Genomic DNA, 24,781 nt, shown 5'->3' with positions numbered 1-24,781 from the left:
CGTCGGCAGCAGATTATAGCTAACTGCCACCTAGGTACAGACAAACAAAAAAGCCCCGTTCAACGGGGCTCTTTATGTTATGGGCTCTCTATGCAGGAAGCGGCTTACTTGCCCTTCGGCTTTTTACTCGACGCGTGACCTGCCTCATCCACAAACACTTCGGCGACCATGATCGCTTCACGCTCGGTCGCAAAGGTACCGGCGACGCTGTCTCCGTGGAAGTTGATCAAGTGCCAGCCGTCTGCTCGCTGGGTGATCAGGTAGCCGTTAACGCCTTTTGGTTCTGACATCTATCCATCTCGTGTTCTGGTTCAAGTGGGCCATCATAGCGCCAAATGCCGCCGTCCAGCGCAAGTTGTTGCAGGTCAGTGCCCGGCGTCGAAAAGCGTGCTAAAAAGATTGCAGCGCCTTGAAGAATGGGCACATCGACTTTTTTAGCGCATGTTGGCGAAGCTCTTCGTAGGATCAGTGGAACTTACGCCGACATTTTTTCTCTTAGTTGACATCGCAATGCCAGCAGGACCCATTGTAAGGTGGCTGCGGCCTGATTAGACTGCGCCGAATTCCGTACGCACAGCCCTTTGTAAGGACTCATATGATCAAGAAATGCTTGTTCCCAGCAGCCGGTTACGGCACTCGCTTCTTGCCAGCGACCAAAGCCATGCCCAAAGAGATGCTGCCGGTGGTGAACAAGCCACTGATTCAGTACGGCGTCGAAGAAGCACTGGATGCTGGCCTGAACGAAATCTCCATCGTGACCGGCCGTGGTAAGCGCGCGCTGGAAGATCACTTCGACATCAGCTACGAGCTGGAAAACCAGATCAAGGGCACCGACAAGGAAAAATACCTGGTTGGTATCCGCAAGCTGCTCGACGAGTGCTCGTTCTCCTACACCCGTCAAACCCAGATGAAAGGCTTGGGTCACGCAATCCTGACCGGTCGCCCGCTGATCGGTGACGAGCCGTTCGCCGTGGTGTTGGCGGATGACCTGTGTGTGAACCTGGAAGGCGACGGCGTACTGACCCAGATGGTCAAGCTGTACCAGAAATACCGTTGCACCATCGTTGCGGTCATGGAAGTGAACCCGACCGAAACCAACAAGTACGGCGTAATCGCCGGCGACGATATCGGTGATGGCCTGATCCGCGTACGTGACATGGTTGAAAAGCCGGCGCCGGAAGATGCCCCGTCGAACCTGGCAATTATCGGTCGCTATATCCTGACTCCGGATATTTTCAAGCTGATCGAAGAAACCGAGCCGGGCAAGGGTGGCGAGATCCAGATCACCGACGCCCTGTTGAAGCAAGCCAAAGACGGTTGCGTCATCGCCTACAAATTCAAAGGCCAGCGTTTCGACTGCGGTGGTGCAGAAGGCTACATCGAAGCCACCAACTTCTGCTATGAGCACTTCTACAAAACTGGCAAGGCTTACTGATCAGTACGAGCCGGTCCGTTTTAAGAGAAAGCCACCTCCGGGTGGCTTTTTCGTTTTTCAGCCCCATCTAAGTCGGTATGCTGATGTCCTGCCGAGGAGAGTGAAATGGCCTACGATTTTGACCTGTATGTAATTGGCGCCGGTTCCGGCGGCGTTCGCGCAGCGCGCTTTGCTGCGGGCTTTGGCGCCAAGGTGGCCGTAGCGGAGAGTCGCTACCTGGGCGGTACGTGCGTGAATGTCGGCTGTGTGCCGAAAAAGCTGTTGGTATACGGCGCACATTTCGCCGAAGACTTTGAACAGGCCAGTGGTTTCGGCTGGTCGTTGGGTGAAGCGAACTTTGATTGGGCGACCTTGATCGCCAACAAGGATCGCGAGATCAACCGCCTCAATGGCATCTACCGCAACCTGCTGGTCAACAGCGGCGTGACCCTGCATGAAGGGCATGCGCGTTTGGTTGATCCGCATCAGGTGGAGATCAATGGCGAGCGCTTCACCGCCAGGCACATCCTGATTGCCACGGGCGGCTGGCCGCAGATTCCGGACATTCCCGGGCGTGAACACGCCATCGGCTCCAATGAAGCATTTTTCCTCAAGGCGTTGCCCAAGCGCGTGCTGGTGGTGGGAGGGGGTTATATCGCCGTTGAGTTCGCGGGCATCTTCCATGGCTTGGGCGCCAAAACTACGCTGCTGTACCGTGGTGACCTGTTCTTGCGGGGGTTTGATGGTGCGGTGCGCAAGCATCTGCAGGAAGAACTGACCAAGCGTGGCCTGGATCTGCAATTCAATGCCGATATCGAGCGTATCGACAAGCAAGCCGATGGCAGCCTGAAGGCCACCCTGAAAGACGGTCGCGTATTGGAAGCCGATTGCGTGTTCTATGCCACCGGCCGGCGCCCGATGCTGGACAACCTGGGGCTGGAAAATACCGGCGTTCAGTTGGATGAGCGTGGTTTCGTTGCGGTTGACGACCTGTACCAGACCGCTGAACCGTCGATTCTGGCCATTGGCGATGTGATTGGTCGCGTGCAGTTGACGCCGGTTGCGTTGGCCGAAGGTATGGCGGTGGCGCGTCGTCTGTTCAAGCCTGAGCAGTACCGTCCGGTGGATTACGCGATGATCCCGACAGCGGTGTTCAGCCTGCCGAATATCGGCACCGTCGGCCTGACCGAAGAAGACGCGAAGAAGAGCGGCCACAAGGTGCAGATCTTCGAAAGCCGCTTCCGGCCGATGAAGCTGACGCTCACCGATTGCCAGGAGAAAACCCTGATGAAGCTGGTAGTCGACGCCGACACCGACAAAGTCCTGGGTTGCCACATGGTGGGGCCGGACGCCGGCGAAATCGTCCAGGGCCTGGCGGTTGCGCTCAAGGCGGGCGCGACCAAGCAACATTTCGACGAAACCATCGGCGTGCATCCCACGGCGGCGGAAGAGTTCGTCACCATGCGCACGCCTGTGGCTGACTGATCAGGCGTCGGGCGTTGCCTGGGGTGCCGCTGCAATGGCGGCTGCCGACTGCAACGCCTCAATGCTGGCCTGGGCCTTGATAAGGTCCAGTTCCAGGGTTTTGATGGCGTGCTGACATTCGCTGAGCGTTTGCTGGCTTGACTGGCTTTCAAGCAGCGCAACCCGCAGGCGCTCTTGAAGCAGGGTGCGTTCGCTTTCGATCAGGCTGAGCTGTTCGCTCAGTTTGAGCTGCCGGGCCTGCTCCTTACGGTTTTGCTCCTGCTGCGCGGCCAGCTCCTTCGTCGTGACCCGGTGCTCGATCAGCAGGCGTTCATTGTCGCGATGCAGTTGAGTGATCTCATCCTGGCGCACCAAGGCGCTTTGCTGGGCCTGGCGCAGTTCTGCCTGGAGCTGCTGCAACTGGCCTTCATGGCGTCGCTGTTCCTGCTCGCGTTGTTCCTTGACCGCGTTACGGTAGTGCTCCAGGGCGTCCCGTGCGTGCAGGTGCTTGTCCTCCAGTGAACGGATCTGTTCGTCCTTATCGTTGATTCTCAACTCATAGTCGTTGCACGCCTGGCTGAGGCCGGCATTGCGGGTTTGCTCGGTCTGCAGGCTGGTGCGCGCGGTTTGCAGGGCTGCGCTTTCTTCGGTCAGGGCAGCGCCCTGGATATCGAATTGCTGCTTGAGTTGGCTGTGCGCTTCTTCAAGCGTTTGCAGCTGAGTGAGCAGGGCGGCTTTGTGCTGTTCGAATTGTGCCAGGGCCAGGTCGATAGGCTCTTGGGCTTTCTCTTTAAGGCGTTGTGCCAGGCGAGCGACCAGTTCGCCAAGTTCGTCATCAAGCGGCGCCTCAGTAATGGTCAGGCGACTTTCGCTCTCATCGAGTTCTTTCAAATAGCGATGAATAGTGGTTTTCGAGCCGGTGTTGCCCATTTCGATGCGTACGGCATCGATGCTGGGGTTTTCGCCACGGGCCAGGATGGCCAGGCGTGCCGTTTGAACAACTGCTTTGTTTATGCCGCCGCGAGCCATGGGGTCTCCGTCGATTTGATAATGTGGTACATGGTATGTATATACATATTATATCACGGAAGAATTTCTGTTTAAATTCATGATTTAACAGATGGGATATTGGCGTATTATCCCGTGTGAAAGCCGTTTTGATCCCTGAAACGCGCCACCGCTGTACGAATGGACCCTTCATGAGCGATCTGGATCGTTACCTCAGTGCTGCGACCCGCGATAACACGCGGCGCAGTTATCGCGCCGCCATCGAGCACTTCGAAGTCAGTTGGGGCGGGTTCCTGCCTGCCACCAGTGACAGCGTCGCCCGCTACCTGGTGGCCCATGCCGGCGTGCTGGCGATCAATACCTTGAAGCTGCGCCTCTCGGCACTGGCGCAGTGGCATACCAGCCAGGGTTTTGCGGACCCTACAAAAGCGCCTGTGGTGCGCAAGGTGCTCAAAGGCATCCGCGCGGTGCACCCCGCGCGGGAAAAGCAGGCCGAGCCGTTGCAACTCAAACATCTCGAACAGGTGATCGCCGCTCTTGAGGCAGAGGCGAAGTGTGCAAGCGATGCCCAGGACATGCCGCGTTTGCTGCGCGCCAAACGCGACTCGGCGCTGATCCTGTTGGGGTTCTGGCGGGGATTTCGCAGCGATGAGTTGTGCCGCCTGGAAATCCAGCACGTGCACGCTGTGCCGGGGGCGGGCATCAGCCTGTATCTGCCGCGTAGCAAGAGTGACCGGGATAACCTTGGCAAGACCTATCAGACACCGGCGCTGCTGCGCCTGTGCCCAGTGCAGGCCTACTGTGAATGGCTAAGTGCCTCGGCCCTGGTGGCCGGCCCGGTGTTTCGCGGCATCGACCGCTGGGGCAACCTGGCAGAGGAGGGGCTGCACCCTAACAGTGTGATTCCGTTGCTGCGCCAGGCCCTGGAGCGCGCGGATATTGCCGCTGATGCCTATACCAGCCACTCCTTGCGTCGCGGCTTTGCGACCTGGGCTCATCGCAGCGGTTGGGATTTGAAGTCGCTGATGAGTTACGTCGGCTGGAGCGACATGAAATCGGCCATGCGCTATGTTGAGGCGACACCCTTTCTCGGCATGACCTTGGCAACGTCACCGCTTCTTTGAGATTTCTTCTATTAATACAGTCAGCTGATAGGGAAAACCAATCGTCAGCATCAGGTTTGCCAATGAGCCATCGAACGAGAGAGTGGGTAGGATTCACTTCATCAACTTCTTAACCCCTGACGGAGAGTCAACGATGCCTATCATCAACAGCCAAGTAAAACCGTTCAAAGCCACCGCATTCAAAAACGGCAGCTTCGTAGATGTGACCGACGCTGACCTGAAAGGCAAATGGTCGGTAGTCTTCTTCTACCCAGCCGACTTCACCTTCGTTTGCCCAACCGAACTGGAAGACCTGGCCGACAACTACGCCGAATTCCAGAAGCTGGGCGTTGAAATCTACAGCGTGTCCACCGACACCCACTTTGCCCACGCTGCCTGGCACAACACTTCGCCAGCCATCGGCAAAATCCAGTACACCATGATCGGCGACCCAACCCTGACCATCTCCCGTAACTTCGACGTACTGATCGAAGAAGCCGGCCTGGCGGACCGCGGGACTTTCGTGATCAACCCGGAAGGCCAGATCAAGATCGTCGAACTGAACGACGGTGGTGTTGGCCGTGACGCTTCCGAGCTGCTGCGCAAAATCAAGGCTGCCCAATACGTAGCAGCCCACCCAGGTGAAGTGTGCCCAGCCAAGTGGAAAGAAGGCGAGGCCACCCTGGCTCCGTCCCTGGACCTGGTCGGCAAGATCTAAGTCTGTGAAGTATCAAGGGCGGGTATCCGCACCTACTCAGTAAGCTGCAACCGCCCCTCAAAACGCCCGGGCGAGATTCGCTCGGGCGTTTTTTTGTCTGCAATAAACCGAATTAATAGGAAATCGCCCGTATGTTGGACGCCAATCTTAAAGCTCAGTTGAAGTCATACCTGGAACGGGTCACCCAGCCGATCGAGATCGTCGCCTCCCTCGACGACGGCGCGAAATCCCAGGAAATGCTTGCTCTTTTGCAGGACGTAACCAGCCTCACTACGCTGATTACCCTGAACACCGATGGCAATGATGCGCGCAAGCCGTCGTTCTCCATCAATCGCCCGGGTGCCGAGATCAGCCTGCGTTTTGCCGGCATCCCCATGGGCCATGAATTTACTTCGCTGGTGCTGGCCCTGCTGCAAGTCGGTGGCCACCCGTCGAAGGCCAGTGCCGAAGTGATCGAGCAGATTCGTGCACTGAAAGGCGAATTCAGCTTCGAGACTTACTTTTCGTTGTCGTGCCAGAACTGCCCGGACGTGGTCCAGGCGCTGAACTTGATGGCCGTGCTCAACCCGAACATCCGCCATGTCGCCATCGACGGTGCGCTGTTCCAGGCCGAAGTCGATGAGCGCCAGATCATGGCGGTGCCGAGTGTCTACCTCAATGGCGTGAACTTCGGCCAGGGCCGCATGGGCCTGGAAGAGATCCTGGCCAAGCTCGACACCAGCGGCGCCGAAAAAGCCGCCGAGAAAATCAGTGCCAAAGACGCGTTTGATGTACTGGTGGTCGGCGGTGGCCCAGCCGGTTCATCGGCCGCCATCTACGCTGCACGTAAGGGCATCCGTACGGGTGTTGCCGCCGAACGCTTCGGCGGGCAGGTGCTGGACACCATGTCCATCGAGAACTTCATCTCGGTGCAGGAAACCGAAGGGCCGAAACTGGCCAGCGCTCTGGAAGCTCACGTGCGTCAGTACGACGTGGATATCATGAACCTGCAGCGTGCCAGCGGCTTGATCCCGGCGAAAAATGCCGGTGAGCTGCACGAAATCCGTTTCGAAAGCGGTGCGACCCTCAAGTCCAAAACCGTGATTCTGGCCACCGGTGCGCGCTGGCGCGAAATGGGTGTGCCGGGCGAGCAGGAATACAAGGCCAAGGGCGTATGTTTTTGCCCGCACTGCGATGGCCCGCTGTTCAAAGGCAAGCGCGTGGCAGTGATCGGCGGCGGTAACTCCGGCGTTGAAGCCGCCATCGATCTGGCCGGCATCGTCAGCCATGTCACCCTGCTTGAGTTCGACAGCAAACTGCGCGCCGACGCCGTGTTGCAACGCAAGCTCTACAGCCTGCCGAACGTCGACGTGATCACCAGTGCACTGACCAGCGAAGTCAAAGGTGATAGCCAGAAAGTCACCGGCCTTGCGTACAAGGATCGCGACAGCGGTGAGTTCAAGACCATCGACCTGGAAGGTATCTTTGTACAGATCGGTCTGTTGCCTAATACCGACTGGCTCAAAGGCACTGTGGAGCTGACACCGCGTGGCGAGATCATCGTCGATGCGCGTGGCGAGACGTCACTGCCGGGCGTGTTCGCTGCCGGTGACGTGACCACCGTGCCGTACAAGCAGATCGTTATTGCGGTGGGCGAGGGCGCCAAGGCTTCGCTGAGTGCGTTCGATCATTTGATCCGCACCTCCGCTCCGGCCTGAACCCGGGCGCGCCAATGAAAAAACCCATGATCACTCATGGGTTTTTTTATGCGTGAAACCTTTACAGCGGCGCGGGTTGGATAATCTCGACCCAGTAGGCATCCGGGTCTTTGATGAAGGCCAGGCTCTTCATGCGACCGTCGCTCAAGCGCTTTTGGAAATCGCAACCCAAGGCTTCAAAACGCTCGCAGGCCGCGACGATATCCGGCACCGAGATGCAGATATGGCCAAAGCCGCGTGGGTCGGTGTTGCCGTTGTGGTACGCAAAATCTGCGTCGTTTTCGGTGCCGTGGTTATGGGTCAGTTCCAGGATGCCGGGAATCGACTTCATCCACTGGGTGCGCTCAGCCGCGTCAGCGGGGATCTGAGCCTTGTCCACCAGGGCCAGGAAGTACAGGCTGAATTCGGCTTCAGGAAAATCACGTTTTTCAACCAGGGAGAAGCCCAGGATGCGGGTGTAGAAATCCAGCGACTTGGTGATGTCTTTGACCCGCAGCATCGTGTGGTTGAACACGAAGTTGGAAGTGGCGGTGTCAGGTTGGGCGGTGACGCCTGGGAAAGTGTTCAGTTCGTGCAGGCTCATGGGCCCTCCAGAAAAAAATGGGGCAAACTCGACTAATGCCAGTCAGTTAAGGAGGAGCATAGTCACTGTGGCGAGGGCGCTTGCTCCCGTTGGGTCGCGAAGCGGCTCCAGCTTTGGGCTTGAAAAGACTGGGCCTGCTGCGCAGTCCAGCGGGAGCAAGCTCCCTCGCCACGGGTTACTGGTTGTCCGCTCTGTCGCTTAACTGACTCGCAGTAGGCAAACTCGACTCCCGTTTGAGGTCAGAGGAGCCGAGCGGTTCCTTGGCTTGCGGCAAGCATCCATGCAGCCGGCCCATGATACGCAAGCGGTGCCTGCTGCGCCAAATGAAAAAGCCCGTGCAGGCCTTGCGACACGCAGGGCTGAGGCTCAGACTTCAACGCTTGAATCCTGGGTACTTCCTGCAATGATCGAGTTTCGTAAAACGCTGTTGGGCTCTGTGTGTTTTGTGTTGTGCAGCCCGTGGGCCTTGGCGGCTGATCCCGAGATACATTGGCCCAGTGGCTGGCAGGTCGAGGAGGTGGTGCCTGACGGCGCAGCACCGATAAGCACCTCGGCTGTAACGCGGCAGCGCGCGATCAAGAATGATGAAAATGGCTCAACCTTGATGGTGATGGAGTTGACCACTACGCCGATAGAAGCGGGCCATAAAGTTAATCTTCAAGGCGTGCTGCTGGAAATGCGCAAGTCCATCCAAAAAGACTTTGCTCAAGGCGGATATCAAAGCGTGTGCAGCAAAATGCACCCGGCAACACTGAGCCGCCTCGAGGCACTGGAGACTACTTGCGTGATTACCGAGAATGGGCGCCACGTACTCTCGCAAACTTTGGTCGGCGCTGTAGATACTGATAAGGCGTATGTTTTTTCATTTGCCGGTCAAGCGCAGGTGTACGAAGCGAGCAAGGAGGAGGTCAATTCGGTGCGTGCCAGCCTGAAACTTTAAGCATGCCGCACGCTCGACTGTGAACAAAATGAAATGTTGGTTAAGTTCGTTTTCGAACGGTTAAGCAAAAAAAAGCCCCGCATAAGCGGGGCTCTTTGTTAGAGCAGTTCAATCAGCCGCGAAGCCAGGAGTCTACAGTGGCGGCGCCGTACTGTTCCTTCCAGGCTTTAAGGCCGCGGTGGTTGCCGCCTTTGGTTTCGATCAGCTCACCGGTGTGCGGGTTGTGGTAGACCTTGACCACACGTGCGCGGCGCTGTTTAGGGGCAGCGGCAGCAGTGGAAGCGCCTTTGCCAAAGTTCGGATCGAGGATGGCGATGATATCGCGCAGGCCTTTGCCGTAAGTTTTCATCAGCCCTTGAAGCTTTTCTTCGAATTCGATTTCTTTCTTCAGGCCAGCATCGTTCTTCAGGGATTCCAGCTGGGCGAGCTGCTCTTGAAGGGCTTTTTCTGCTGCGCGAAATTCGGCGAGTCTGGACAAAATATGTACTCCACTAGTGTATTTGGCTGATATCAACTGAAGATAACGCTATAAGCCAAGAGCGTTGAGCGACTCAAGAAACAAGCCTTCCTGCGAGTTCGGCACAGGCAGGAAAAATTGTAGTAGTTAATTCATCACGAGTAAATCATGTCTTTGGGTTAAATAACATTGTTTCACTCTGGTGCTAGATGGCTAATCAATGGCTGCCCATGGATTTAATGAATTCTTCGCCGGGTAATGGTCTTCCGAACAGGTAGCCTTGCAGGAAGTCCACACCTTGCGCGGCCAGGTATTCACATTGCTCGGTCGTTTCCACGCCTTCGGCAACGATACCCAAGTCGAGCTTGGCAGAAAGTTCGATGATGCTGTCGAGAATGTGTCGGGAGAGTGCATCCTGGCCAATCATTGCAACGAAGCTCTGGTCAATCTTCAAGTAGTCGACATTGAAGTTGCGCAAATAGCCCAGGCTGGAATGGCCGGTGCCGAAGTCGTCAATGGCGATCATCACGCCCATGTCATGCAGGGCTTCAAACAAGCGGCGAGTGATGTCGCTGGGCTGGATCAACTCACGCTCGGTCAACTCCAGCACAAGCGTGACCTGACCGGGCGCAAACGCGGCGAGGAACGTGCGGCAGTCCTCCACCAGCGCCAGGTCCTCACAATGACGGGCTGTGATATTCACCCCGATATGAAAGCCCGGGGCGAAGCGGCCGGCATGGGGCGCCAGTTGTTCGGCGGTCTGGCGCATCAACGTGCGGGTCATCGGCACAATCAGGCCGGAATGCTCGGCCAGGGGAATAAACAAGTCGGGCCGCACCAGGCCCTCTTTCGGGTGCTGCCAGCGCATCAGTACTTCGCAACCTGCCCATTCAAGGCTGTCGCCGCGTACGACGGGTTGGAAATACGGGACGAACTCGTCGGCATCCAGTGCACGCCGGAGTTCCTGGGTCGGGGCCGAGGAGCGTTTTTGCAACCAGTGCGCGAGGAGGCCCGCCAGTACGCCGAAAAACACCACCAGGCTGAACACTGCCGGGTAACGGTCTTGCATATAGCGCAGGACTTCGCCTGCGGGCATGCCGACTTCCACACTGTAGAGATACCGCTGGGAAGCCAGGTGCTGATGGGCCACCGCAAAGGTGGGTGGCGGCGTGTCGTGGACACTGCCATCGGCGGCCAGCCAGTTAGGGCCGACCTGCAGAATCAGCCCTGCGTAGCGGCTGATCAGGCGCAAGGCGTTGGTCAGGTGATAGCCGTCGATGGAGGCAAAGGCCCCTTTGTCGCCGTCTGTAAGGCGGTACACCAGCAGGGCGGTGTCCGGGGTGACCGGGTTGCCATTCATCAACCAAAGCCGCCCTGCGACGTAATCCTCGGGGTTGACCGGCGACTGGTAATCGCCCCCAAACAACGAGCTGCAATAAATGGTGCGCTGGAAGGACAAGGTGGTCGCCCGCACAAAGGGTCGACGCGTGACTTGTTCACGTAATGCCAATTTAACGCCGTTATCACACGGCTGGCCGGCCAATGGCAGCAGGGCCCGCGCGGCCAGGTCGGTATTGTCGAGCATCAGGTCGAACTGGCGCACCGCTTCCTGGGCGGTCTGTTCGGTGCTTTTCTGCAGGGTGCGTTCGGCCTGCCAATAAAGAATCGGCCCCCCCAGCAAGATGGGGAGCAGTGCGCTGAGGCCGCTGATCAAATATCGCGTGGTTCTATTTCGTGGACCTTTGGCGGTCAGGGGCATAGGGATGGCCGGTAACAGAGTGATAAGGCATTCACTGCCGAGGATAGATGGCAACTCAGGTGGACGCTTGCAGGACCTGAATAAAATCTGCAGCGCTATAACGTATTCCTGGCCCATTCGATAAAAGCCAGCGTCGCCGGTGACGACTGGCGTTGGTCCAGCACGGCCAGGCCGATTTCCCGTGGGACGCGGGGAGTGAGTGGGCGGGCCACATAGCGACTGTCGGTGGCCAGGGGCAGGGACGCCTCTGCAACAACGCTCACGCCGTCCCCACGGCCTACGGCATCCAACGTGCTGATCAGTTGCGAGCAACGAAAACGCACGTTCGGGCTCAGCTTCGCGCTGCTGAACAGGTGTGAGACCAGTTCGGTCGAGCCGGCCTCGGTCAGGACAAAAGGGTCACTGCACAATTGCTCCAGGCTGACTGCCTGGCACTTGGCAAGATGATGCCCGGCGGGCAGCAACGCCACCATCTGATCCTGCATCAATGCGAAGGTATCGAAGCGTTCCAGGGGCAATACCACGAATCCGACGTCGATCCGCCGTTCATCCAGCCACTGGATCACTTGCCGGTCCGAGCCTTCGTGGATATGCACCTCGATGCCCGGATGAGCCGCGCGATAACCTTGCAGAATTTTCGGTAGCAATTGCATCGATGACGTCGGCCCGAATGAGCCGATACGCAGGGTGCCGGTGCGCATGCCCCGAGCGTCGGCGGCTTCCTGGCGCAGCGTGTTGGCCAGCCCGAGCATCGCGCGAGCCCGTCCAAGCAGTTGCTGGCCAATGTCGCTTAATACCACCTCGGCCTGATGCCGGTGTAACAACTCGACGCCCAATTCCTGCTCCAGTGACCGAATCGCATGGGACACAGCCGACTGGCTGATCCCCAGGCGATGGGCTGCGCTGGTGAACCCCTGGAGTTCGGCGACCAGGGAAAATATCTCAAGCTGGGTGAGGGTCATGAGCGTTTACTCATTTTACGATGACTGATCATTAGTCGAAGAATACGCCTATCCATGCACTTGATGAGCTTGAACGCGTATGAATGATCGCCTGACCTACCTGAAACTGGTTGCCGTGACTGTCATTTGGGGCGGCACCTTTGTCGCGGGGCGATACCTGGCAGCCGGCGTTGATCCGCTGTTGGCTGCGAGCGTGCGCTTCGTGCTGGCGAGCGTGGCGTTGCTGGGTTTTCTCGCCATAGCGCGCATTCCGCTGGCACGCCCCAGCCTCAGGCAGCTGATGCGCCTGACTGCGTTGGGCTTTTTCGGTATCTATTTCTATAACCTCTGCTTCTTCTATGGTTTGCATTACATCAACGCTTCCCGTGCCTCATTGATCGTCGCCTTGAATCCGGCGGTGATCGGCCTGGCGGCCTGGCTGTTGTTCAAGGAGCGTGTGAATGCCCCGGGGATTGTGCTGTGCCTGGGCGGCGCGGGGCTGGTGATTGTCAGCCGCAACCCGAACTTGCTGCAGGGCGCGACCCATGCCTGGCTGGGTGATGTTCTGATCTTTGGCTGTGTGGTGGGGTGGGGCGTGTACTCGTTATGTTCACGCAACCTCAGTCAGAGCCTGGGGCCATTGCAGACCGTTACCTGGTCGATCCTGCTGGGCACTGTGATGCTGATCGCGACGAGTGTGCTGACAGGCGCCTTCACGACGCGAGGGCTCGCAGCGATCCAGCCTGTGCAATGGCTCAGCCTGGTTTACCTCGGTGTATTGGGTTCGGCCCTGGCCTACGTTGGCTATTACGATGGCATTCGTCGGATTGGCGCCACGCGGTCCGGCGCCTTTATTGCGCTTAACCCGCTGACTGCCGTGGTCAGCGGCGCACTGCTGCTCGACGAGCGCCTGACGCCGGCGATGTATGCAGGGGCCGGGTTGATTCTGCTGGGGATCTACCTGTGCAATAAACCCCTTGCAACCACCCGGGCATAGGGATTTGATAAGGAATAGGACAAAACTGGTTACGCTGTGTAGAATCGATTTACGCATACAAGAATATGGACTTGCGCTCACGCAAGCCTCAGCCGTCAGAGACTGATGTACCCATGAAGCTACTCGGCTCCCCCCTCATCTTCGGTGACTTCCTCGCCCGCAGCGTGCGAGGCCTCTCTTGTGCGCCGCCCTCGCACCTCATCCTTGCCGGCAATTGAAATCCGCTCGACCACAAGAATGATGATGAGGCGCCAAATCATGGCAGATCTATACGAAAACCCAATGGGCCTGATGGGCTTTGAATTTATCGAATTCGCATCGCCGACCCCAGGCACCCTGGAGCCGATCTTCGAGATCATGGGCTTCAGCAAAGTCGCGACCCACCGCTCCAAGAACGTGCACCTGTACCGTCAGGGCGAGATCAACCTGATCCTCAACAACGAACCCGACAGCCTTGCATCCTATTTCGCGGCCGAACACGGCCCGTCGGTCTGCGGCATGGCGTTCCGCGTCAAGGACTCGCAAAAAGCCTACAACCGTGCACTGGAACTGGGTGCCCAGCCGATCCATATCGAAACCGGCCCCATGGAATTGAACCTGCCTGCCATCAAGGGCATCGGCGGCGCACCGCTGTACCTGATCGACCGTTTCGGTGAAGGCAGCTCGATCTATGACATCGACTTCGTGTACCTCGAAGGCGTGGACCGCAACCCGCAAGGCGCGGGCTTGAAGGTCATCGACCACCTGACCCATAACGTCTATCGCGGGCGCATGGTCTACTGGGCCAACTTCTACGAGAAGCTGTTCAACTTCCGTGAAGCCCGCTACTTCGATATCAAGGGCGAATACACCGGGCTGACGTCCAAGGCCATGAGCGCTCCGGACGGCATGATCCGCATCCCGCTGAACGAAGAGTCCTCCAAGGGCGCCGGCCAGATCGAAGAGTTCCTGATGCAGTTCAACGGCGAGGGCATCCAGCACGTGGCGTTCCTCACCGACGACCTGGTCAAGACCTGGGACGCGTTGAAAAAGATCGGCATGCGTTTCATGACCGCACCGCCGGACACCTACTACGAAATGCTCGAAGGCCGCCTGCCGAACCACGGCGAGCCGGTCGACCAGTTGCAGGCGCGCGGCATCCTGCTGGACGGTTCGTCGATCGAAGGCGACAAGCGCCTGCTGCTGCAGATCTTCTCGGAAACCCTGATGGGCCCGGTGTTCTTCGAGTTCATCCAGCGCAAGGGCGATGACGGATTCGGTGAGGGTAACTTCAAGGCGCTGTTCGAGTCGATCGAGCGCGACCAAGTGCGTCGGGGCGTGTTGACGGCGGACTGATTACTCGCTCGCAACACTCGAAAGCCCGGCAGGGAGCGTTCTCTGCCGGGCTTTTTCATGCGCGTGTACTAGGCAATGGCCGGCTGCGGCAACGGAACTGGCTGCATTGGAAAGTCCACAAAGATGGCCGTGACGCAGGCAAAAGTTCGCGTCCCATGTACAGAAATCTTTATCCGATGAAGAGGTTTTCTGATGAATATTGCAGCGTTGTCTGGTTACCTTTCGATGCCCCCAGCCAATTCCACACCGCCTGGCCCGCCCCCTGGCGCCACCGGTAAAACGCACCTCAGTGATCAGGCCCGTCGTCGGTTTATTGATGAGGCCGATGAAGCATTTCGCGATGACGTCCTGAGTGTCGAAGGGAAAAAACTCGTGGATGCGCTTGTGCATCCGGGCAAGCGCGGGGCGCCCGGCGTACAGGTTTCCACGTTTGCAATCGACGGCATTCAAGCCAATGACATTGTGATGATCAAGCGCGTGCCCGCCACGGCTGAAGGTCCCAATTTCATGCTGTATGTGCCGCAGGAGGGCAAGTATGCATTCCACGAATTCAAAGACCGCGAGGGCCTGACGGGCTGGATTAAAACCGTGGCCAGCGATCTCCAGTTGCTGGAGAGCTTTGTGCGGCATTTCTCCAACGACAGGGCTCCCCGGCAGATGGAACGGGTCAGGCAGAAGCTGATTGCATTCGCCGATAACGATACCAATGCAGTGGTGGGCAGTTTCGTTCAGGTAAAGGGCGATATCTTCACGTATTTAAGTGAAGCCGGTGCAGTGCCACCTGCGCCTGTCAATGGTTTGACCGGTACTCACGTTCATACGCTGGAGCCGGACGGCGACGCGACTTACATAGGGACGCGGGCCGATGGCCAGAAGGTCATCTACAAGTACGATGCCTATGGAAACCTGCATGGCGCGGCCCGGGACGGTTTCTACTTCACGAAAAACGGTTTGAACAATGACGAACCGCTTCAATTGATATCGTTCGATCAATACCGCCAAACGGTGACGAGTGTTGCGCTCGACAACGTGGGTGCCAATGACCTGAATGGGCTCTACGAAGAATTTCTCCGACAACTCAGAAACCCAGGCAATGGCCTTGGAAAGGCGTTGGTAGCCCTGGGTGTTTCCGAGGATGTGGCGCATGCCCTTGAAACCCACCTGACCAATCCTGGAAGTGGGCCCACCGTTGCGCTGAACAAAGGTAACCGGCTCGGCAAGTTATTCGGCGTTGGCCAGGAAACGATGGATGCGGCGCTGAAAACCATCGGTGATCAAGCACAGAGCCGGCTCCCGTACTACGGCGGTGCTCGAACACTACTGACAGGGTTGGCTGATGTGATTGAGTCGATAGCCCCCGTGCGCCCGGCCAGCACCGCCGTCAAAATCGCTTGAGCCCGCAGCGATAGACATCGCAAGAGGGGCGGGACGCCCCGATAACCTGCGGCCACCACGGCCCTCATTCAGGCTCTACGCTGACGCACCAGATGCTTGAACCCTTCGTACACCAGGACCATCACCGCCAACCAGATCGGGATATAGGTCAACCATTGCCCGCCCTTGATCCCTTCACCCAGCAGTAATGCCACCCCCAGCAACAATACCGGCTCCACGTAGCTGAGCAGCCCGAACAGACTGAATGCCAACAAGCGACTGGCAATGATATAGCTCACCAGTGCCGAGGCACTGATCAAACCCAGGATGGGAATCAACGCATACAGCTTCGGTTGGCTGTCCAGCACGCCAAAACCCTGGTCGCCGCTTTGCACGAACCACCAGGCCACCGGCAGCATCAGCGCCATATCCAACCACAGGCCGCCCAGATGATCCGTGGTCAGGTACTTGCGCACCACGAAATACACCGGATAGCCGATGATCACCACCAGCGTCGCCCAGGAAAAACCGCCCGCCTGATACAACTCGTTCAGCACGCCGAGGGCCGCGAACACCACAGCGATCTGCTGCAGGCGCGACAGGTGTTCGCCATACACAAGGCGCCCGGTCAGTACCATGGTCAGCGGCAGCAGGAAATACCCCACCGAAACGTCCAGGCTGCGCCCATTCAGCGGCGCCCACATGAACAGCCACAACTGCACACCCAGCAACGCCGACGACAACAATACGCCGCCTATCAGGCGCGGTTTGGCCGCCAACATGCGAACCACGTCCCAGACGCGGCGCCATTCGCCACTGACAATCATGAACACCGTCATACAGGGCGCGGTCAGCAACATGCGCCAGCCGAAAATCTCCAGGCCACTCAAGGGCGTCAGCAGCGATGTGAAGTAATACATCACGGCAAACAGCGCCGAGGCCAAGACCGATAACGCAACACCTTTAGACACGCCGTCCTCGCGAAAACAGATTGATACAAAGAGGCGGAGATTATGGTGCTTTTGGGCCAGGGCGTGCGCTGTTTTGGCGCGTTTTATGGATTTTTTCTCGTGCTACCTGTGGGCAAGGGCTTGTTGTGGCGAACAAGCCCGCTCCTGGAGGGGGTGATGATCAAGAACGTGCCCTGCGACCTGCCACAAAATGGCTCACGTCGTTGAACCCCGGCGTGGATGAATGCCCGGGCGTCACCAGCGAGTCGATAAACGCCTCATCTTGCGCAGTGATCTCCACGCCCAGCGCTCCGGTGTAGGCATCCCACTGGGCCTCGGTGCGCGGTCCGACAATTGCCGAGCTCACCACCGAACTGTTCAACACCCAGGCAATCGCGAATTCGACCATCCCCACGCCACGGCCTTGGGTGTATTGCTGAATCTGTTGGGCAATGCGCAACGACTCTACGCGCCATTCGGTTTCCAGAATGCGCTTGTCCTGGCGTGCCGCACGGCTGCCGGCTTCGGGGGTTACATCCGGTGCGTACTTGCCACTGAGCACACCACGGGCCAGCGGGCTGTAGGGCACCACACCCAAGCCATAGGCAGCGGCTGCGGTGAGCTGCTCGACCTCGGCCTGGCGGTTGACGATGTTGTACAGCGGCTGGCTGATGATCGGTTTGTCCACGCCCAGGCGTTCGGCCACGCGAATCACCTCGGCAATGCGCCAGCCACGGTAGTTGGACAGGCCCCAGTAGCGGATCTTGCCCTGGCGGACCAGGTCGCCCATGGCCGACACCGTGGCGTCCAATGGCGTGTCGTGGTCTTCACGGTGCAGGTAGTAGATATCCAGATAGTCGGTGTCCAGACGTGACAGGCTGGCTTCCACCGCATTGAAAATACGTTTGCGGCTCAAGCCACTGCGGTTGGGCAAACCCTCTGCCGGGCCGATGCCGACTTTCGACGCCACCACCCAATCCTGGCGGTTGCGCGCAATGGCCTCACCCACGATCTCTTCGGAGCGCCCGCCGGTATAGACGTCAGCCGTGTCGATAAAGTTGATGCCCTGGTCCCAGGCTTTGTCGATGATGCGCAGCGAGTCTTCAGTGCTGGTCTGCTCACCAAACATCATAGTGCCGAGCGTCAGCGCGCTGACCTTCAAGCCGGACTGGCCCAATGTGCGGTAAATCATGGAAAGCTCCTCGTGGCGTAGAAACGTAGCCCTTGCAATACCAGACTGAGCCGCTCTGGAACAAGCCCTGCACCGTTTTCTTCACGCACCCAGCAACGTCTGGCAGCGTTGCTGCAAAAAACGATGCAGCACTTTCACCCGTTCCGACACTTGCAGGCGATGGGGGCACATCAGGTTGAACGGGGTGGGCTCGCCTTGCCAATCGGTGAGCAGCGGTACCAGCCGGCCCGCTTTGATATCGCGAGCGATGTCCAGGCTGGCCTTATACGCAATACCGTGGCCGGCCAACGCCCAGCGCCTTACGATTTCACCGTCGTCACTGAGGTAGTCACCCGTGACCTCGACCTCCTGAAGGTGTGTGCCCTGGCGAAAATACCACGTGCTGTTGGCCTGCCCACGGCGCATGTACCGCAGCGTACTGTGCTGCGCCAAATCCGTCGGCCTGTTCGGTGTGCCATGACGTGCGAGGTAGTCGGGGCTGGCGCAGGCGATGCGCCGATGGCCCGGGACTACCGGCAGCGCCACCAGGCTTGAGTCCCTGGGGACGCCAAAGCGCAGGGCAATGTCGACGGTGTCGCGGAACAGGTCGGCGTTGCTGTCGTTGAGCAGCAGTTGCAGGCGGATGTTGGGGTGCTCCACCTTGAATTCATCCAACCAGCCCAGCAGCACGTTACGCCCGAAATCCGAGGGCGCCGCCAGCTGCAGCAAGCCGCTGAGGCTTTGGCCCTGCTGCTTGATGGCGTGTTCGCCTTCCGACAGTGCTTCAAGCGCGACCCTTACGCTGTCCAGATAGCGTCGACCTTCCTCGGTCAAGCGCATGCTGCGGGTGGAGCGTGCGAGCAACCTGACGCCGAGTCGGGTTTCCAGGCGCTTGAGGGCGATACTCGCAGCGGCCGGCGTGAGGCCCAGGCCACGGGCGGCGGCCGATAAGCTGCCGCTATCGGCGGTGCGCACAAAAACTTCAAGGTCCAGCGTCGAGCTCATCTGTAAAAATCCTTTAAAGATCTTGTCGTTTTACCGGGATTTTTCGCTGATTGCCAAGCTGGGAAGATGAACGCTCACTTTCTGACCTGGATGTTTCTCAATGAACGCTTCCCTCAACGGTAAAACAGTCATCGTGATCGGTGGCAGCAGCGGTATCGGTGCAGCAGTGGCCAAGGCCGCCGCCGCCCGTGGTGCACAGGTGGTGTTGGCCGGGCGTCGGCTGACATCCGGTGTAGAAGACGGCCTGCGCAGCGAACCCGTCGACGTCACCGACACCGCTTCCTTGCAGCGTCTGTTCGAAACCGTAGGCCGCTTTGATCACCTGGTGTATACGTCCGGCCCGTCGGTGCGTGCCAAGCCACTCATCGAGACGGATTTGATCGAGGCCCAGGAAAATTTCAACGTGAAACTCTGGGGCGCTTTGCGTGCGATCCAACAGGCGCTGCCGTATCTGGATCAGCACGGCAGCATCAGCCTGACTTCGGGCCAACTGGGCCGCAAATTGGCGCCCGGCCAGTTCATCAAGACCGGCATCAATGCCGCGACCGAAGCGCTGGGCAAGCAGTTGGCCAAAGAACTGGCGCCGCGCCGGGTCAATGTGGTCAGCCCGGGGGTGATCGATACACCGGCCTATGCCGGGTTGGCAGAGGAACAGCGCCTGGCGATGTTCGCCAAGGCGGGCGCGGGTTTATCGGTTGGGCGGGTAGGGCAGGCTGAAGAAGTGGCGGCGGGGTATGTGCTGGCCATGGAGAATGGCTTTATGACCGGAGCTATCATCGACATTGACGGCGGTGGCTTGTTATAGGCCTGGGCAGAGTTGGGTGTAGAACGCGTTTGTGATTCAGCCAGGCCGCCCTCGGGCAACCTGCTGATGAGTGGCTTCCACGCGCGGGTGTGCGTGGAAGCAATACGCGGTCAGGTCCGCAGGCTTCGCGTCATGCGCAGCGCCAACAGGCTGCCGGCGACGATCACCGCTGCCAGCAGGTACAACGCGATATCCGTGGACCCGGTTGCATCCTTCACAAAACCGACGATGTACGGGCTCAGGAAGCCGGCCATCTGGCCCATGGAGTTGATCAGCGCCAGCCCGCCCGCGGCCGCACCGGCACTGAGCATTGCCGTGGGCACCGGCCAGAACATCGGCAGGCCGGTGAGGGCGCCCATGGTGGCGATCGTCAGGCCAAGAATCGCCATGGCAGGCGTGGTGGCGAAATTCACCGCAATCAGCAGGCCTGCCGCGCCCATCAACATCGGCACCACCAAGTGCCAGCGCCGCTCTTTACGCAAATCGGCGGAACGACCCACCACCAGCATAAACACCGCCGCCAGCAAATACGGGATAGCGCTGAGCCAGCCGATCACCAGGTTATCGCTGAAACCCAGGTTCTTGATGATCGACGGCAGCCAGAAGTTGATCGCGTAGACGCCGCTCTGGATGCAGAAGTAGATCAGGCCGAACGCCCAGATCGCCGGGTTCCTGAACACTTCGGCCAATGAGTCGCTGGTGGTCTTGGGTTTGTTCGCCAGATCGGTCGCCTGGTCGGCTTCCAGTACGGCGCGCTCGTGGGGCTTGAGCCACTTGGCGTTGGCGAAGTTGTCGCTGAGCAGGAAGTAGGCGAGGGCACCCAGAATCACGGTGGGGATGCCCTGCAACAGGAACATCCACTGCCAGCCTGCCAGGCCGCCCTGGCCCGCCGCGAAGTGGTTGAGGATCCAGCCTGAGAACGGGCTGCCGAGCAAGCCGGACACCGGGATCGCCGACATGAACAACGCCATGATGCGCCCGCGGCGGAAGGTCGGGAACCACTGCGAGAGGTACAGCACCACGCCCGGGAAGAAACCGGCCTCAGCGGCACCGGTAAACAGGCGCAACGTGTAGAAATGCGTCGGCGTCGTGACGAACAGCAGGCAGGTGGACAATGTGCCCCACACGATCATCATCAGCGCAATCCAGCGCCGTGGGCCGAACCGGGTCAGTGCCAGGTTGCTCGGTACGCCGCACAATACGTAGCCGATAAAGAAGATCCCGGCACCAAGGCCGTACACGGTTTCGCTGAACTTCAACGCATCGAGCATCTGCAGTTTGGCAAAGCCAACGTTTACCCGGTCGAGGTAATTGAACAGATAACAGATAAAGATGAAGGGGATCAGGCGCAGGGTAATGCGCTGATAGATGGCGTTTTTATCGTCATCGGTGGCCAGTGTGGCAGCGGCGCTCTGTGACATGAGGGTTCTCTCTTTATTATGATTTTTCGCGATGCGAGGGTAACGTTGATCGCCCAACCAGTCTCGGTGACGGGATGGGCTACTGTCTTTGTGCCTGCGCACAGTCAAGCGTCCTTTGCGCTGTGCCGCTGAACAACCCGCTTTTCAGGAAAATAGCCCCATGTTCGAGCTGGATCATGACTTGGCGCAGGATATTGTCGATCGCACCATGGCCATCCTGCCCTATAACGTCAACGTTATGGACAGCCAGGGCCTGATCCTGGGCAGCGGCGAGCCGGAGCGCATCAATACCCGCCATGAAGGTGCACAGCTGGTGCTGGCCAATGGTCGCGTGGTGGAAATCGACGGCCAGACCGCCAAGCACCTCAAAGGCGTGCAACCGGGTATCAACCTGCCGTTGCTGCATGATCAACGCCTGATCGGTGTGCTGGGGATCACCGGCGAACCCGAAGGGCTGCGCACCTACGCCGAACTGGTGCGCATGACCGCTGAAATGCTGGTGAGCCATCGGCACCAGCAGGCCGAACAGCAATGGCGCCGCCAGCGGTGTGACGATCTGCTCGCCTTGCTGCTGGCCGACAGCGGCGACTCACCGCGACTGGTGGACGAAGCCCAGCAGTTGGGCCTCAAGCCGCAGATGGCACGTACGCCGTACCTGTTCGAGCTGGGTCCGGGGCAATCGGCCGAGGCGTTGAGTGCCTGGCTGAGCAGCCGCTACCCGGACAGTTGGTGTGTCAGCTCGGCGCAGTTCTCCCTGTTGTGGTGTCGCCCGGCATCGGTGCCGGTGGACAACCCACGCCTGCTGGAAAAACTCGATGGCCTGGGTTGGAACATCCTTCGTGTGGCCGTAGGCGGGCAGGCCGATGGCTTGGCCGGGCTGCGTCGTTGCTATCGTCGTGTCAGCGATTTGCTGGCCTACGGTCGGGATGTATTGCCCCAGTCACGCCTGCTGGCCCTCAACCGTTATCGCCTGCCGGTGATGCTCTGGCGGCATCGCAACGACGATGCGCTGGACGAATTGCTCAACCCGTTGCGCAAAGTACTGGCCAAGGACAGCAATGGCCAGTTGCTCGCCACCTTGCGCAGTTGGTGCGAACACGACGGCCAAAGCCAGGCGTGCGCTGATGCCCTGGGCATCCATCGCAACAGCTTGCGTTATCGCATGGAGCGTATCGCCGAACTCAGCGGCGTCGACCCACTGACCCTGGACGGCATGCTCGCTCTCTACCTGGGCGTACAGCTGTTGCCACAGGCTTTGTCGGAATGAACAACAAACCTCACTCACACTTGTGCATCGGACCGGCGTCATCCCCGCAGGCAACTGGCAGCATGGGCGTTATAAAAATCGGAGAAAGCCCATGAAAATCATCATCGCCCCCGACTCGTTCAAAGACAGCCTGAGTGCTGAAGGCGTTGCCCGGGCGATTGCCGAAGGGCTCGCCCACGTCTGGCCGGATGCGCAACTGGTCCAATGCCCGATGGCGGATGGGGGTGAAGGTACGGTGGACGCGGTACTCGCCGCGTGCAACGGCGAACTGCGTCGCCAACCGGTGCATGGCCCACTGGGCGGCACAGTAGAGGCACGCTGGGGCTGGTTGGCCGACAGCCGCACCGCGATTATCGAAATGGCTGAAGCGAGCGGCCTGCAGTTGGTCCCCCCGGGACAGCGTGATGCATGCTCCAGCAGCACTTACGGCACTGGAGAGTTGATCCGTGCCGCCCTGGACCTCGACGCCCAGCGCATCATCCTGGCCATTGGCGGCAGCGCCACCAACGATGGCGGCGCCGGCGCCATGCAAGCCCTTGGCGTGCAGCTGTTCGATAGCAACGGCCAGCCATTGCCTGCCGGTGGCCTGGCGCTGGCGGGGCTGGCGCGTATCGACCTGGAACAGTTGGACCCTCGCCTGGCCCGCGTGCGTTTTGACATCGCTGCAGACGTGAACAACCCCCTGTGCGGTCCCCAGGGGGCGTCCGCCATTTTCGGCCCGCAAAAAGGTGCCACCCCCGAACAGGTCCAACAGCTTGATGCAGCCCTCGGCCACTTCGCCGACCACTGCGCCAAGGTCCTGCCCAAGGATGTGCGCGACGAACCCGGCAGCGGCGCAGCCGGTGGGTTGGGTTTTGCCGCCAAAGCGTTTCTCGGCGCGCAATTTCGTGCCGGTGTGGACGTAGTGGCCGAGCTGGTTGGCCTGGACGATGCCGTCCGCGGTGCCGACCTGGTCATGACCGGCGAGGGCCGTTTCGATGCCCAGACCCTGCGCGGTAAAACCCCCTTCGGCGTGGCACGTATCGCCCAGCGGCACCAGGTGCCGGTGATCGTGATCGCAGGCACCCTGGGCGACGGCTATGAACAGATGTACGCCCATGGCGTGGCGGCAGCGTTCGCCTTGCCGAACGGACCGATGAGCCTGGAGCGTGCCTGCAGTGAAGCGCCGCGCTTGTTACGCGAGCGCGCGGCAGATATCGCGCGGGTGTGGCGGACCGCTTCCGGCCGCTGACGCCATGCAGTGAACATGGGACAATCCGCGCCTTTCAGACACGGAGAGTCCCCCATGCTACGCCCCGTATTCCTGGCCCTGTCGCTGGCCGGCGCCACGTCACAAGCCTTCGCTCAACCCCCCGCCGAAACCGTGCCCTTGCTACGGGAAATCAAGAACTGGGTCATCGGTTGCGACAACCTGCGCAATTGCCATGCCCTCAGCGCGCCCAGCGGGGTCGATGAGGAGGACTACAGCTCTCTGACCCTGCATATCTGGCACCAGGCTGGGCCGCAGGCGTCGCTGCGTTTGCGTTTTGATTATCGTGGCGAGGCCGTGGACCTTTCTACGTTGCTGTTGGATGGTCAACCGTTGGGCCTGGAGCTGACGCAGGCGTTGCATGTGGAGCTGGACGATCAGGGCGGTGATGACCAGGTACAGTCCTACGGTGTGCTCGAAGAAGCACCGGCTCGCCTGTGGTTGCAGCGCTTGCGCAATGGTCAGCGTTTGCAGGTGCCGGGCGATAAAAGCGCACAGGTGTCACTCCAAGGCCTGAGTGCTTCGCTGCTGTTGATGGATGCGGTGCAAGGACGCCTGGATAACGTCACGGCACTGGCGCGGCCAGGCAAAGGGGCCGCCAGCCATGTGCCGGCGCGCGTGCCCGTGCCGGTCTTGCGCAAGTTCCCGGTTGCGCCGCCGCTGACCGCCGAAGAACAGACCGCCCTGGCGGCCGCTGCCTTGAAAGCCATCACGGACACGGACACCGAAATGGCGCCGCAGGCCGAAGTCGGCGCGCTGAGTGCAACTCAAGCCATGAGCGTGGTGCGTTACGACTGCGCCGCCTACAACTGCGAATACGAGGTCACCCGTCGTGAGCGTCAGGCCCCTTATGGCGAAACCCCATTGACTATCCAACCGTTGCCGTTGGACGGCGCAGCGCTGCAAGGCTCGGTTGGGTATGACGAAGCCACCGGTACCTTGAGTTATTTCTACAAACAGCGGGGGATCGGCGATTGCGGCGCCGCAGGCGTCTGGGTGTATGACGGCAAGGCCTTCCAACTGCGTGAGTTCCAGATGATGCCGCGCTGCACCGGGGTGGGTCCGGGCGATTGGCCGTCGCTGTGGTCGACAGTTCCAGCGCCCTAGCCAGTGGGCGCGGTTG

Annotated in this window: 23 protein-coding genes; 13 read left to right on the top strand and 10 right to left on the bottom strand. The window is 59.5% G+C overall.

Annotated features, from left to right (window positions below; all coding sequences use genetic code 11):
- Positions 1–104: 104 nt before the first annotated feature.
- Positions 105–290 (bottom strand): hypothetical protein, encoded by a 186-nt coding sequence (locus tag EXW71_RS01435; RefSeq protein ID WP_123718436.1) that lies wholly within the window; start codon positions 288–290, stop codon positions 105–107.
- Positions 291–595: 305 nt separating this feature from the next.
- Between EXW71_RS01435 and galU the strand changes: the two genes are divergently transcribed.
- A complete protein-coding gene (galU, locus tag EXW71_RS01430; protein WP_003173830.1) occupies positions 596–1,435 on the top strand; it encodes a UTP--glucose-1-phosphate uridylyltransferase GalU in 840 nt (279 codons plus the stop codon).
- 105 nt (positions 1,436–1,540) lie between these two features.
- Positions 1,541–2,899 carry a glutathione-disulfide reductase gene (gorA, locus tag EXW71_RS01425; RefSeq protein WP_134657285.1) on the top strand — a complete coding sequence of 453 codons (1,359 nt, stop codon included), beginning with the start codon at positions 1,541–1,543 and terminating at the stop codon, positions 2,897–2,899.
- Here the strand turns inward: gorA and EXW71_RS01420 are convergent, their stop codons facing one another.
- Positions 2,900–3,907 carry a DNA-binding protein gene (locus EXW71_RS01420; RefSeq protein ID WP_134657284.1) on the bottom strand — a complete coding sequence of 336 codons (1,008 nt, stop codon included), beginning with the start codon at positions 3,905–3,907 and terminating at the stop codon, positions 2,900–2,902.
- Between the two features lie 170 nt (positions 3,908–4,077).
- On the opposite strand from EXW71_RS01420, the gene EXW71_RS01415 reads away from it, so the two are divergent.
- The 3 genes from EXW71_RS01415 to ahpF all read left to right on the top strand — a co-directional run bounded on the left by EXW71_RS01415 (position 4,078) and on the right by ahpF (position 7,404).
- Positions 4,078–5,010, top strand: a complete 933-nt coding sequence (locus tag EXW71_RS01415) for a site-specific integrase (protein ID WP_134657283.1) — start codon at positions 4,078–4,080, stop codon at positions 5,008–5,010.
- Between the two features lie 133 nt (positions 5,011–5,143).
- Positions 5,144–5,707: an alkyl hydroperoxide reductase subunit C gene (ahpC, locus tag EXW71_RS01410; RefSeq protein WP_003191303.1), complete on the top strand. Its 564-nt coding sequence runs from the start codon at positions 5,144–5,146 to the stop codon at positions 5,705–5,707.
- A gap of 131 nt (positions 5,708–5,838) precedes the next feature.
- Entirely contained in the window at positions 5,839–7,404 is a 1,566-nt protein-coding gene (ahpF, locus tag EXW71_RS01405; protein ID WP_134657282.1) for an alkyl hydroperoxide reductase subunit F, read from the top strand.
- A 61-nt stretch (positions 7,405–7,465) separates the two neighbouring features.
- On the opposite strand, the gene gloA is transcribed toward ahpF, so the two are convergent.
- On the bottom strand, positions 7,466–7,987 hold the full coding sequence (gloA, locus tag EXW71_RS01400) for a lactoylglutathione lyase (protein WP_123718432.1): 522 nt from the start codon (positions 7,985–7,987) through the stop codon (positions 7,466–7,468).
- 403 nt (positions 7,988–8,390) lie between these two features.
- On the opposite strand from gloA, the gene EXW71_RS01395 reads away from it, so the two are divergent.
- Complete coding sequence (locus EXW71_RS01395) at positions 8,391–8,927, top strand: DUF4946 domain-containing protein (protein WP_134657889.1); 537 nt, start codon at positions 8,391–8,393, stop codon at positions 8,925–8,927.
- Between the two features lie 112 nt (positions 8,928–9,039).
- On the opposite strand, the gene EXW71_RS01390 is transcribed toward EXW71_RS01395, so the two are convergent.
- The 3 genes from EXW71_RS01390 to EXW71_RS01380 all read right to left on the bottom strand — a co-directional run bounded on the left by EXW71_RS01390 (position 9,040) and on the right by EXW71_RS01380 (position 12,105).
- On the bottom strand, positions 9,040–9,405 hold the full coding sequence (locus EXW71_RS01390; RefSeq protein WP_123718430.1) for a histone-like nucleoid-structuring protein, MvaT/MvaU family: 366 nt from the start codon (positions 9,403–9,405) through the stop codon (positions 9,040–9,042).
- A gap of 196 nt (positions 9,406–9,601) precedes the next feature.
- Positions 9,602–11,143, bottom strand: coding sequence for an EAL domain-containing protein (locus tag EXW71_RS01385; protein WP_134657281.1), 1,542 nt, complete (start codon positions 11,141–11,143; stop codon positions 9,602–9,604).
- A 95-nt stretch (positions 11,144–11,238) separates the two neighbouring features.
- Entirely contained in the window at positions 11,239–12,105 is an 867-nt protein-coding gene (locus EXW71_RS01380; RefSeq protein ID WP_134657280.1) for a LysR family transcriptional regulator, read from the bottom strand.
- Positions 12,106–12,184: 79 nt separating this feature from the next.
- Here EXW71_RS01380 and EXW71_RS01375 point away from each other — a divergent pair, with 79 nt between their 5' ends.
- The 3 genes from EXW71_RS01375 (at position 12,185) to EXW71_RS01365 (ending at position 15,811) form a co-directional block, all read left to right on the top strand.
- The gene (locus EXW71_RS01375; protein WP_134657279.1) at positions 12,185–13,081 is read left to right on the top strand and encodes a DMT family transporter; all 897 of its coding nucleotides are present in this window, start codon (positions 12,185–12,187) and stop codon (positions 13,079–13,081) included.
- 258 nt (positions 13,082–13,339) lie between these two features.
- Positions 13,340–14,416: a 4-hydroxyphenylpyruvate dioxygenase gene (gene hppD / locus EXW71_RS01370; RefSeq protein ID WP_123718760.1), complete on the top strand. Its 1,077-nt coding sequence runs from the start codon at positions 13,340–13,342 to the stop codon at positions 14,414–14,416.
- A 192-nt stretch (positions 14,417–14,608) separates the two neighbouring features.
- Entirely contained in the window at positions 14,609–15,811 is a 1,203-nt protein-coding gene (locus tag EXW71_RS01365) for a dermonecrotic toxin domain-containing protein (RefSeq protein WP_256657063.1), read from the top strand.
- 68 nt (positions 15,812–15,879) lie between these two features.
- On the opposite strand, the gene rarD is transcribed toward EXW71_RS01365, so the two are convergent.
- The 3 genes from rarD to EXW71_RS01350 form a co-directional block, all read right to left on the bottom strand.
- Positions 15,880–16,761, bottom strand: a complete 882-nt coding sequence (rarD, locus tag EXW71_RS01360; RefSeq protein WP_134657278.1) for an EamA family transporter RarD — start codon at positions 16,759–16,761, stop codon at positions 15,880–15,882.
- Between the two features lie 160 nt (positions 16,762–16,921).
- Complete coding sequence (locus EXW71_RS01355; RefSeq protein ID WP_134657277.1) at positions 16,922–17,932, bottom strand: aldo/keto reductase; 1,011 nt, start codon at positions 17,930–17,932, stop codon at positions 16,922–16,924.
- 81 nt (positions 17,933–18,013) lie between these two features.
- Entirely contained in the window at positions 18,014–18,916 is a 903-nt protein-coding gene (locus EXW71_RS01350; RefSeq protein WP_123718424.1) for a LysR family transcriptional regulator, read from the bottom strand.
- Positions 18,917–19,016: 100 nt separating this feature from the next.
- Between EXW71_RS01350 and EXW71_RS01345 the strand changes: the two genes are divergently transcribed.
- The gene (locus tag EXW71_RS01345; RefSeq protein ID WP_134657276.1) at positions 19,017–19,721 is read left to right on the top strand and encodes an SDR family oxidoreductase; all 705 of its coding nucleotides are present in this window, start codon (positions 19,017–19,019) and stop codon (positions 19,719–19,721) included.
- A 110-nt stretch (positions 19,722–19,831) separates the two neighbouring features.
- Here the strand turns inward: EXW71_RS01345 and EXW71_RS01340 are convergent, their stop codons facing one another.
- Positions 19,832–21,142 carry an MFS transporter gene (locus tag EXW71_RS01340; RefSeq protein WP_134657275.1) on the bottom strand — a complete coding sequence of 437 codons (1,311 nt, stop codon included), beginning with the start codon at positions 21,140–21,142 and terminating at the stop codon, positions 19,832–19,834.
- A 160-nt stretch (positions 21,143–21,302) separates the two neighbouring features.
- Between EXW71_RS01340 and EXW71_RS01335 the strand changes: the two genes are divergently transcribed.
- The 3 genes from EXW71_RS01335 to EXW71_RS01325 all read left to right on the top strand — a co-directional run bounded on the left by EXW71_RS01335 (position 21,303) and on the right by EXW71_RS01325 (position 24,765).
- Positions 21,303–22,409, top strand: a complete 1,107-nt coding sequence (locus EXW71_RS01335; RefSeq protein WP_134657274.1) for a sugar diacid recognition domain-containing protein — start codon at positions 21,303–21,305, stop codon at positions 22,407–22,409.
- A gap of 91 nt (positions 22,410–22,500) precedes the next feature.
- Positions 22,501–23,640, top strand: coding sequence for a glycerate kinase (locus tag EXW71_RS01330; protein WP_134657273.1), 1,140 nt, complete (start codon positions 22,501–22,503; stop codon positions 23,638–23,640).
- 54 nt (positions 23,641–23,694) lie between these two features.
- Complete coding sequence (locus tag EXW71_RS01325; RefSeq protein WP_134657272.1) at positions 23,695–24,765, top strand: DUF1176 domain-containing protein; 1,071 nt, start codon at positions 23,695–23,697, stop codon at positions 24,763–24,765.
- The last annotated feature ends 16 nt before the right edge of the window (positions 24,766–24,781 follow it).

The sequence above is a fragment of the Pseudomonas sp. BCA17 genome, assembly GCF_004519405.1.
In the GTDB taxonomy this organism is placed as follows: Bacteria; Pseudomonadota; Gammaproteobacteria; order Pseudomonadales; family Pseudomonadaceae; genus Aquipseudomonas.
The sequence above is the reverse complement of the archived record's forward strand: the minus strand, read 5'-3'. Positions and strand labels throughout refer to the sequence as shown.

Excerpts from the sequence above, each read along its gene's own strand:
- EXW71_RS01435 (WP_123718436.1), bottom strand. The coding sequence starts at position 290 with ATGTCAGAACCAAAAGGCGTTAACGGCTACCTGATCACCCAGCGAGCA.
- galU (WP_003173830.1), top strand. The coding sequence starts at position 596 with ATGATCAAGAAATGCTTGTTCCCAGCAGCCGGTTACGGCACTCGCTTC.
- gorA (WP_134657285.1), top strand. The coding sequence starts at position 1,541 with ATGGCCTACGATTTTGACCTGTATGTAATTGGCGCCGGTTCCGGCGGC.
- EXW71_RS01420 (WP_134657284.1), bottom strand. The coding sequence starts at position 3,907 with ATGGCTCGCGGCGGCATAAACAAAGCAGTTGTTCAAACGGCACGCCTG.
- EXW71_RS01415 (WP_134657283.1), top strand. The coding sequence starts at position 4,078 with ATGAGCGATCTGGATCGTTACCTCAGTGCTGCGACCCGCGATAACACG.
- ahpC (WP_003191303.1), top strand. The coding sequence starts at position 5,144 with ATGCCTATCATCAACAGCCAAGTAAAACCGTTCAAAGCCACCGCATTC.
- ahpF (WP_134657282.1), top strand. The coding sequence starts at position 5,839 with ATGTTGGACGCCAATCTTAAAGCTCAGTTGAAGTCATACCTGGAACGG.
- gloA (WP_123718432.1), bottom strand. The coding sequence starts at position 7,987 with ATGAGCCTGCACGAACTGAACACTTTCCCAGGCGTCACCGCCCAACCT.
- EXW71_RS01395 (WP_134657889.1), top strand. The coding sequence starts at position 8,391 with ATGATCGAGTTTCGTAAAACGCTGTTGGGCTCTGTGTGTTTTGTGTTG.
- EXW71_RS01385 (WP_134657281.1), bottom strand. The coding sequence starts at position 11,143 with ATGCCCCTGACCGCCAAAGGTCCACGAAATAGAACCACGCGATATTTG.
- EXW71_RS01380 (WP_134657280.1), bottom strand. The coding sequence starts at position 12,105 with ATGACCCTCACCCAGCTTGAGATATTTTCCCTGGTCGCCGAACTCCAG.
- EXW71_RS01375 (WP_134657279.1), top strand. The coding sequence starts at position 12,185 with ATGAATGATCGCCTGACCTACCTGAAACTGGTTGCCGTGACTGTCATT.
- hppD (WP_123718760.1), top strand. The coding sequence starts at position 13,340 with ATGGCAGATCTATACGAAAACCCAATGGGCCTGATGGGCTTTGAATTT.
- EXW71_RS01365 (WP_256657063.1), top strand. The coding sequence starts at position 14,609 with ATGAATATTGCAGCGTTGTCTGGTTACCTTTCGATGCCCCCAGCCAAT.
- EXW71_RS01355 (WP_134657277.1), bottom strand. The coding sequence starts at position 17,932 with ATGATTTACCGCACATTGGGCCAGTCCGGCTTGAAGGTCAGCGCGCTG.
- EXW71_RS01350 (WP_123718424.1), bottom strand. The coding sequence starts at position 18,916 with ATGAGCTCGACGCTGGACCTTGAAGTTTTTGTGCGCACCGCCGATAGC.
- EXW71_RS01345 (WP_134657276.1), top strand. The coding sequence starts at position 19,017 with ATGAACGCTTCCCTCAACGGTAAAACAGTCATCGTGATCGGTGGCAGC.
- EXW71_RS01340 (WP_134657275.1), bottom strand. The coding sequence starts at position 21,142 with ATGTCACAGAGCGCCGCTGCCACACTGGCCACCGATGACGATAAAAAC.
- EXW71_RS01335 (WP_134657274.1), top strand. The coding sequence starts at position 21,303 with ATGTTCGAGCTGGATCATGACTTGGCGCAGGATATTGTCGATCGCACC.
- EXW71_RS01330 (WP_134657273.1), top strand. The coding sequence starts at position 22,501 with ATGAAAATCATCATCGCCCCCGACTCGTTCAAAGACAGCCTGAGTGCT.
- EXW71_RS01325 (WP_134657272.1), top strand. The coding sequence starts at position 23,695 with ATGCTACGCCCCGTATTCCTGGCCCTGTCGCTGGCCGGCGCCACGTCA.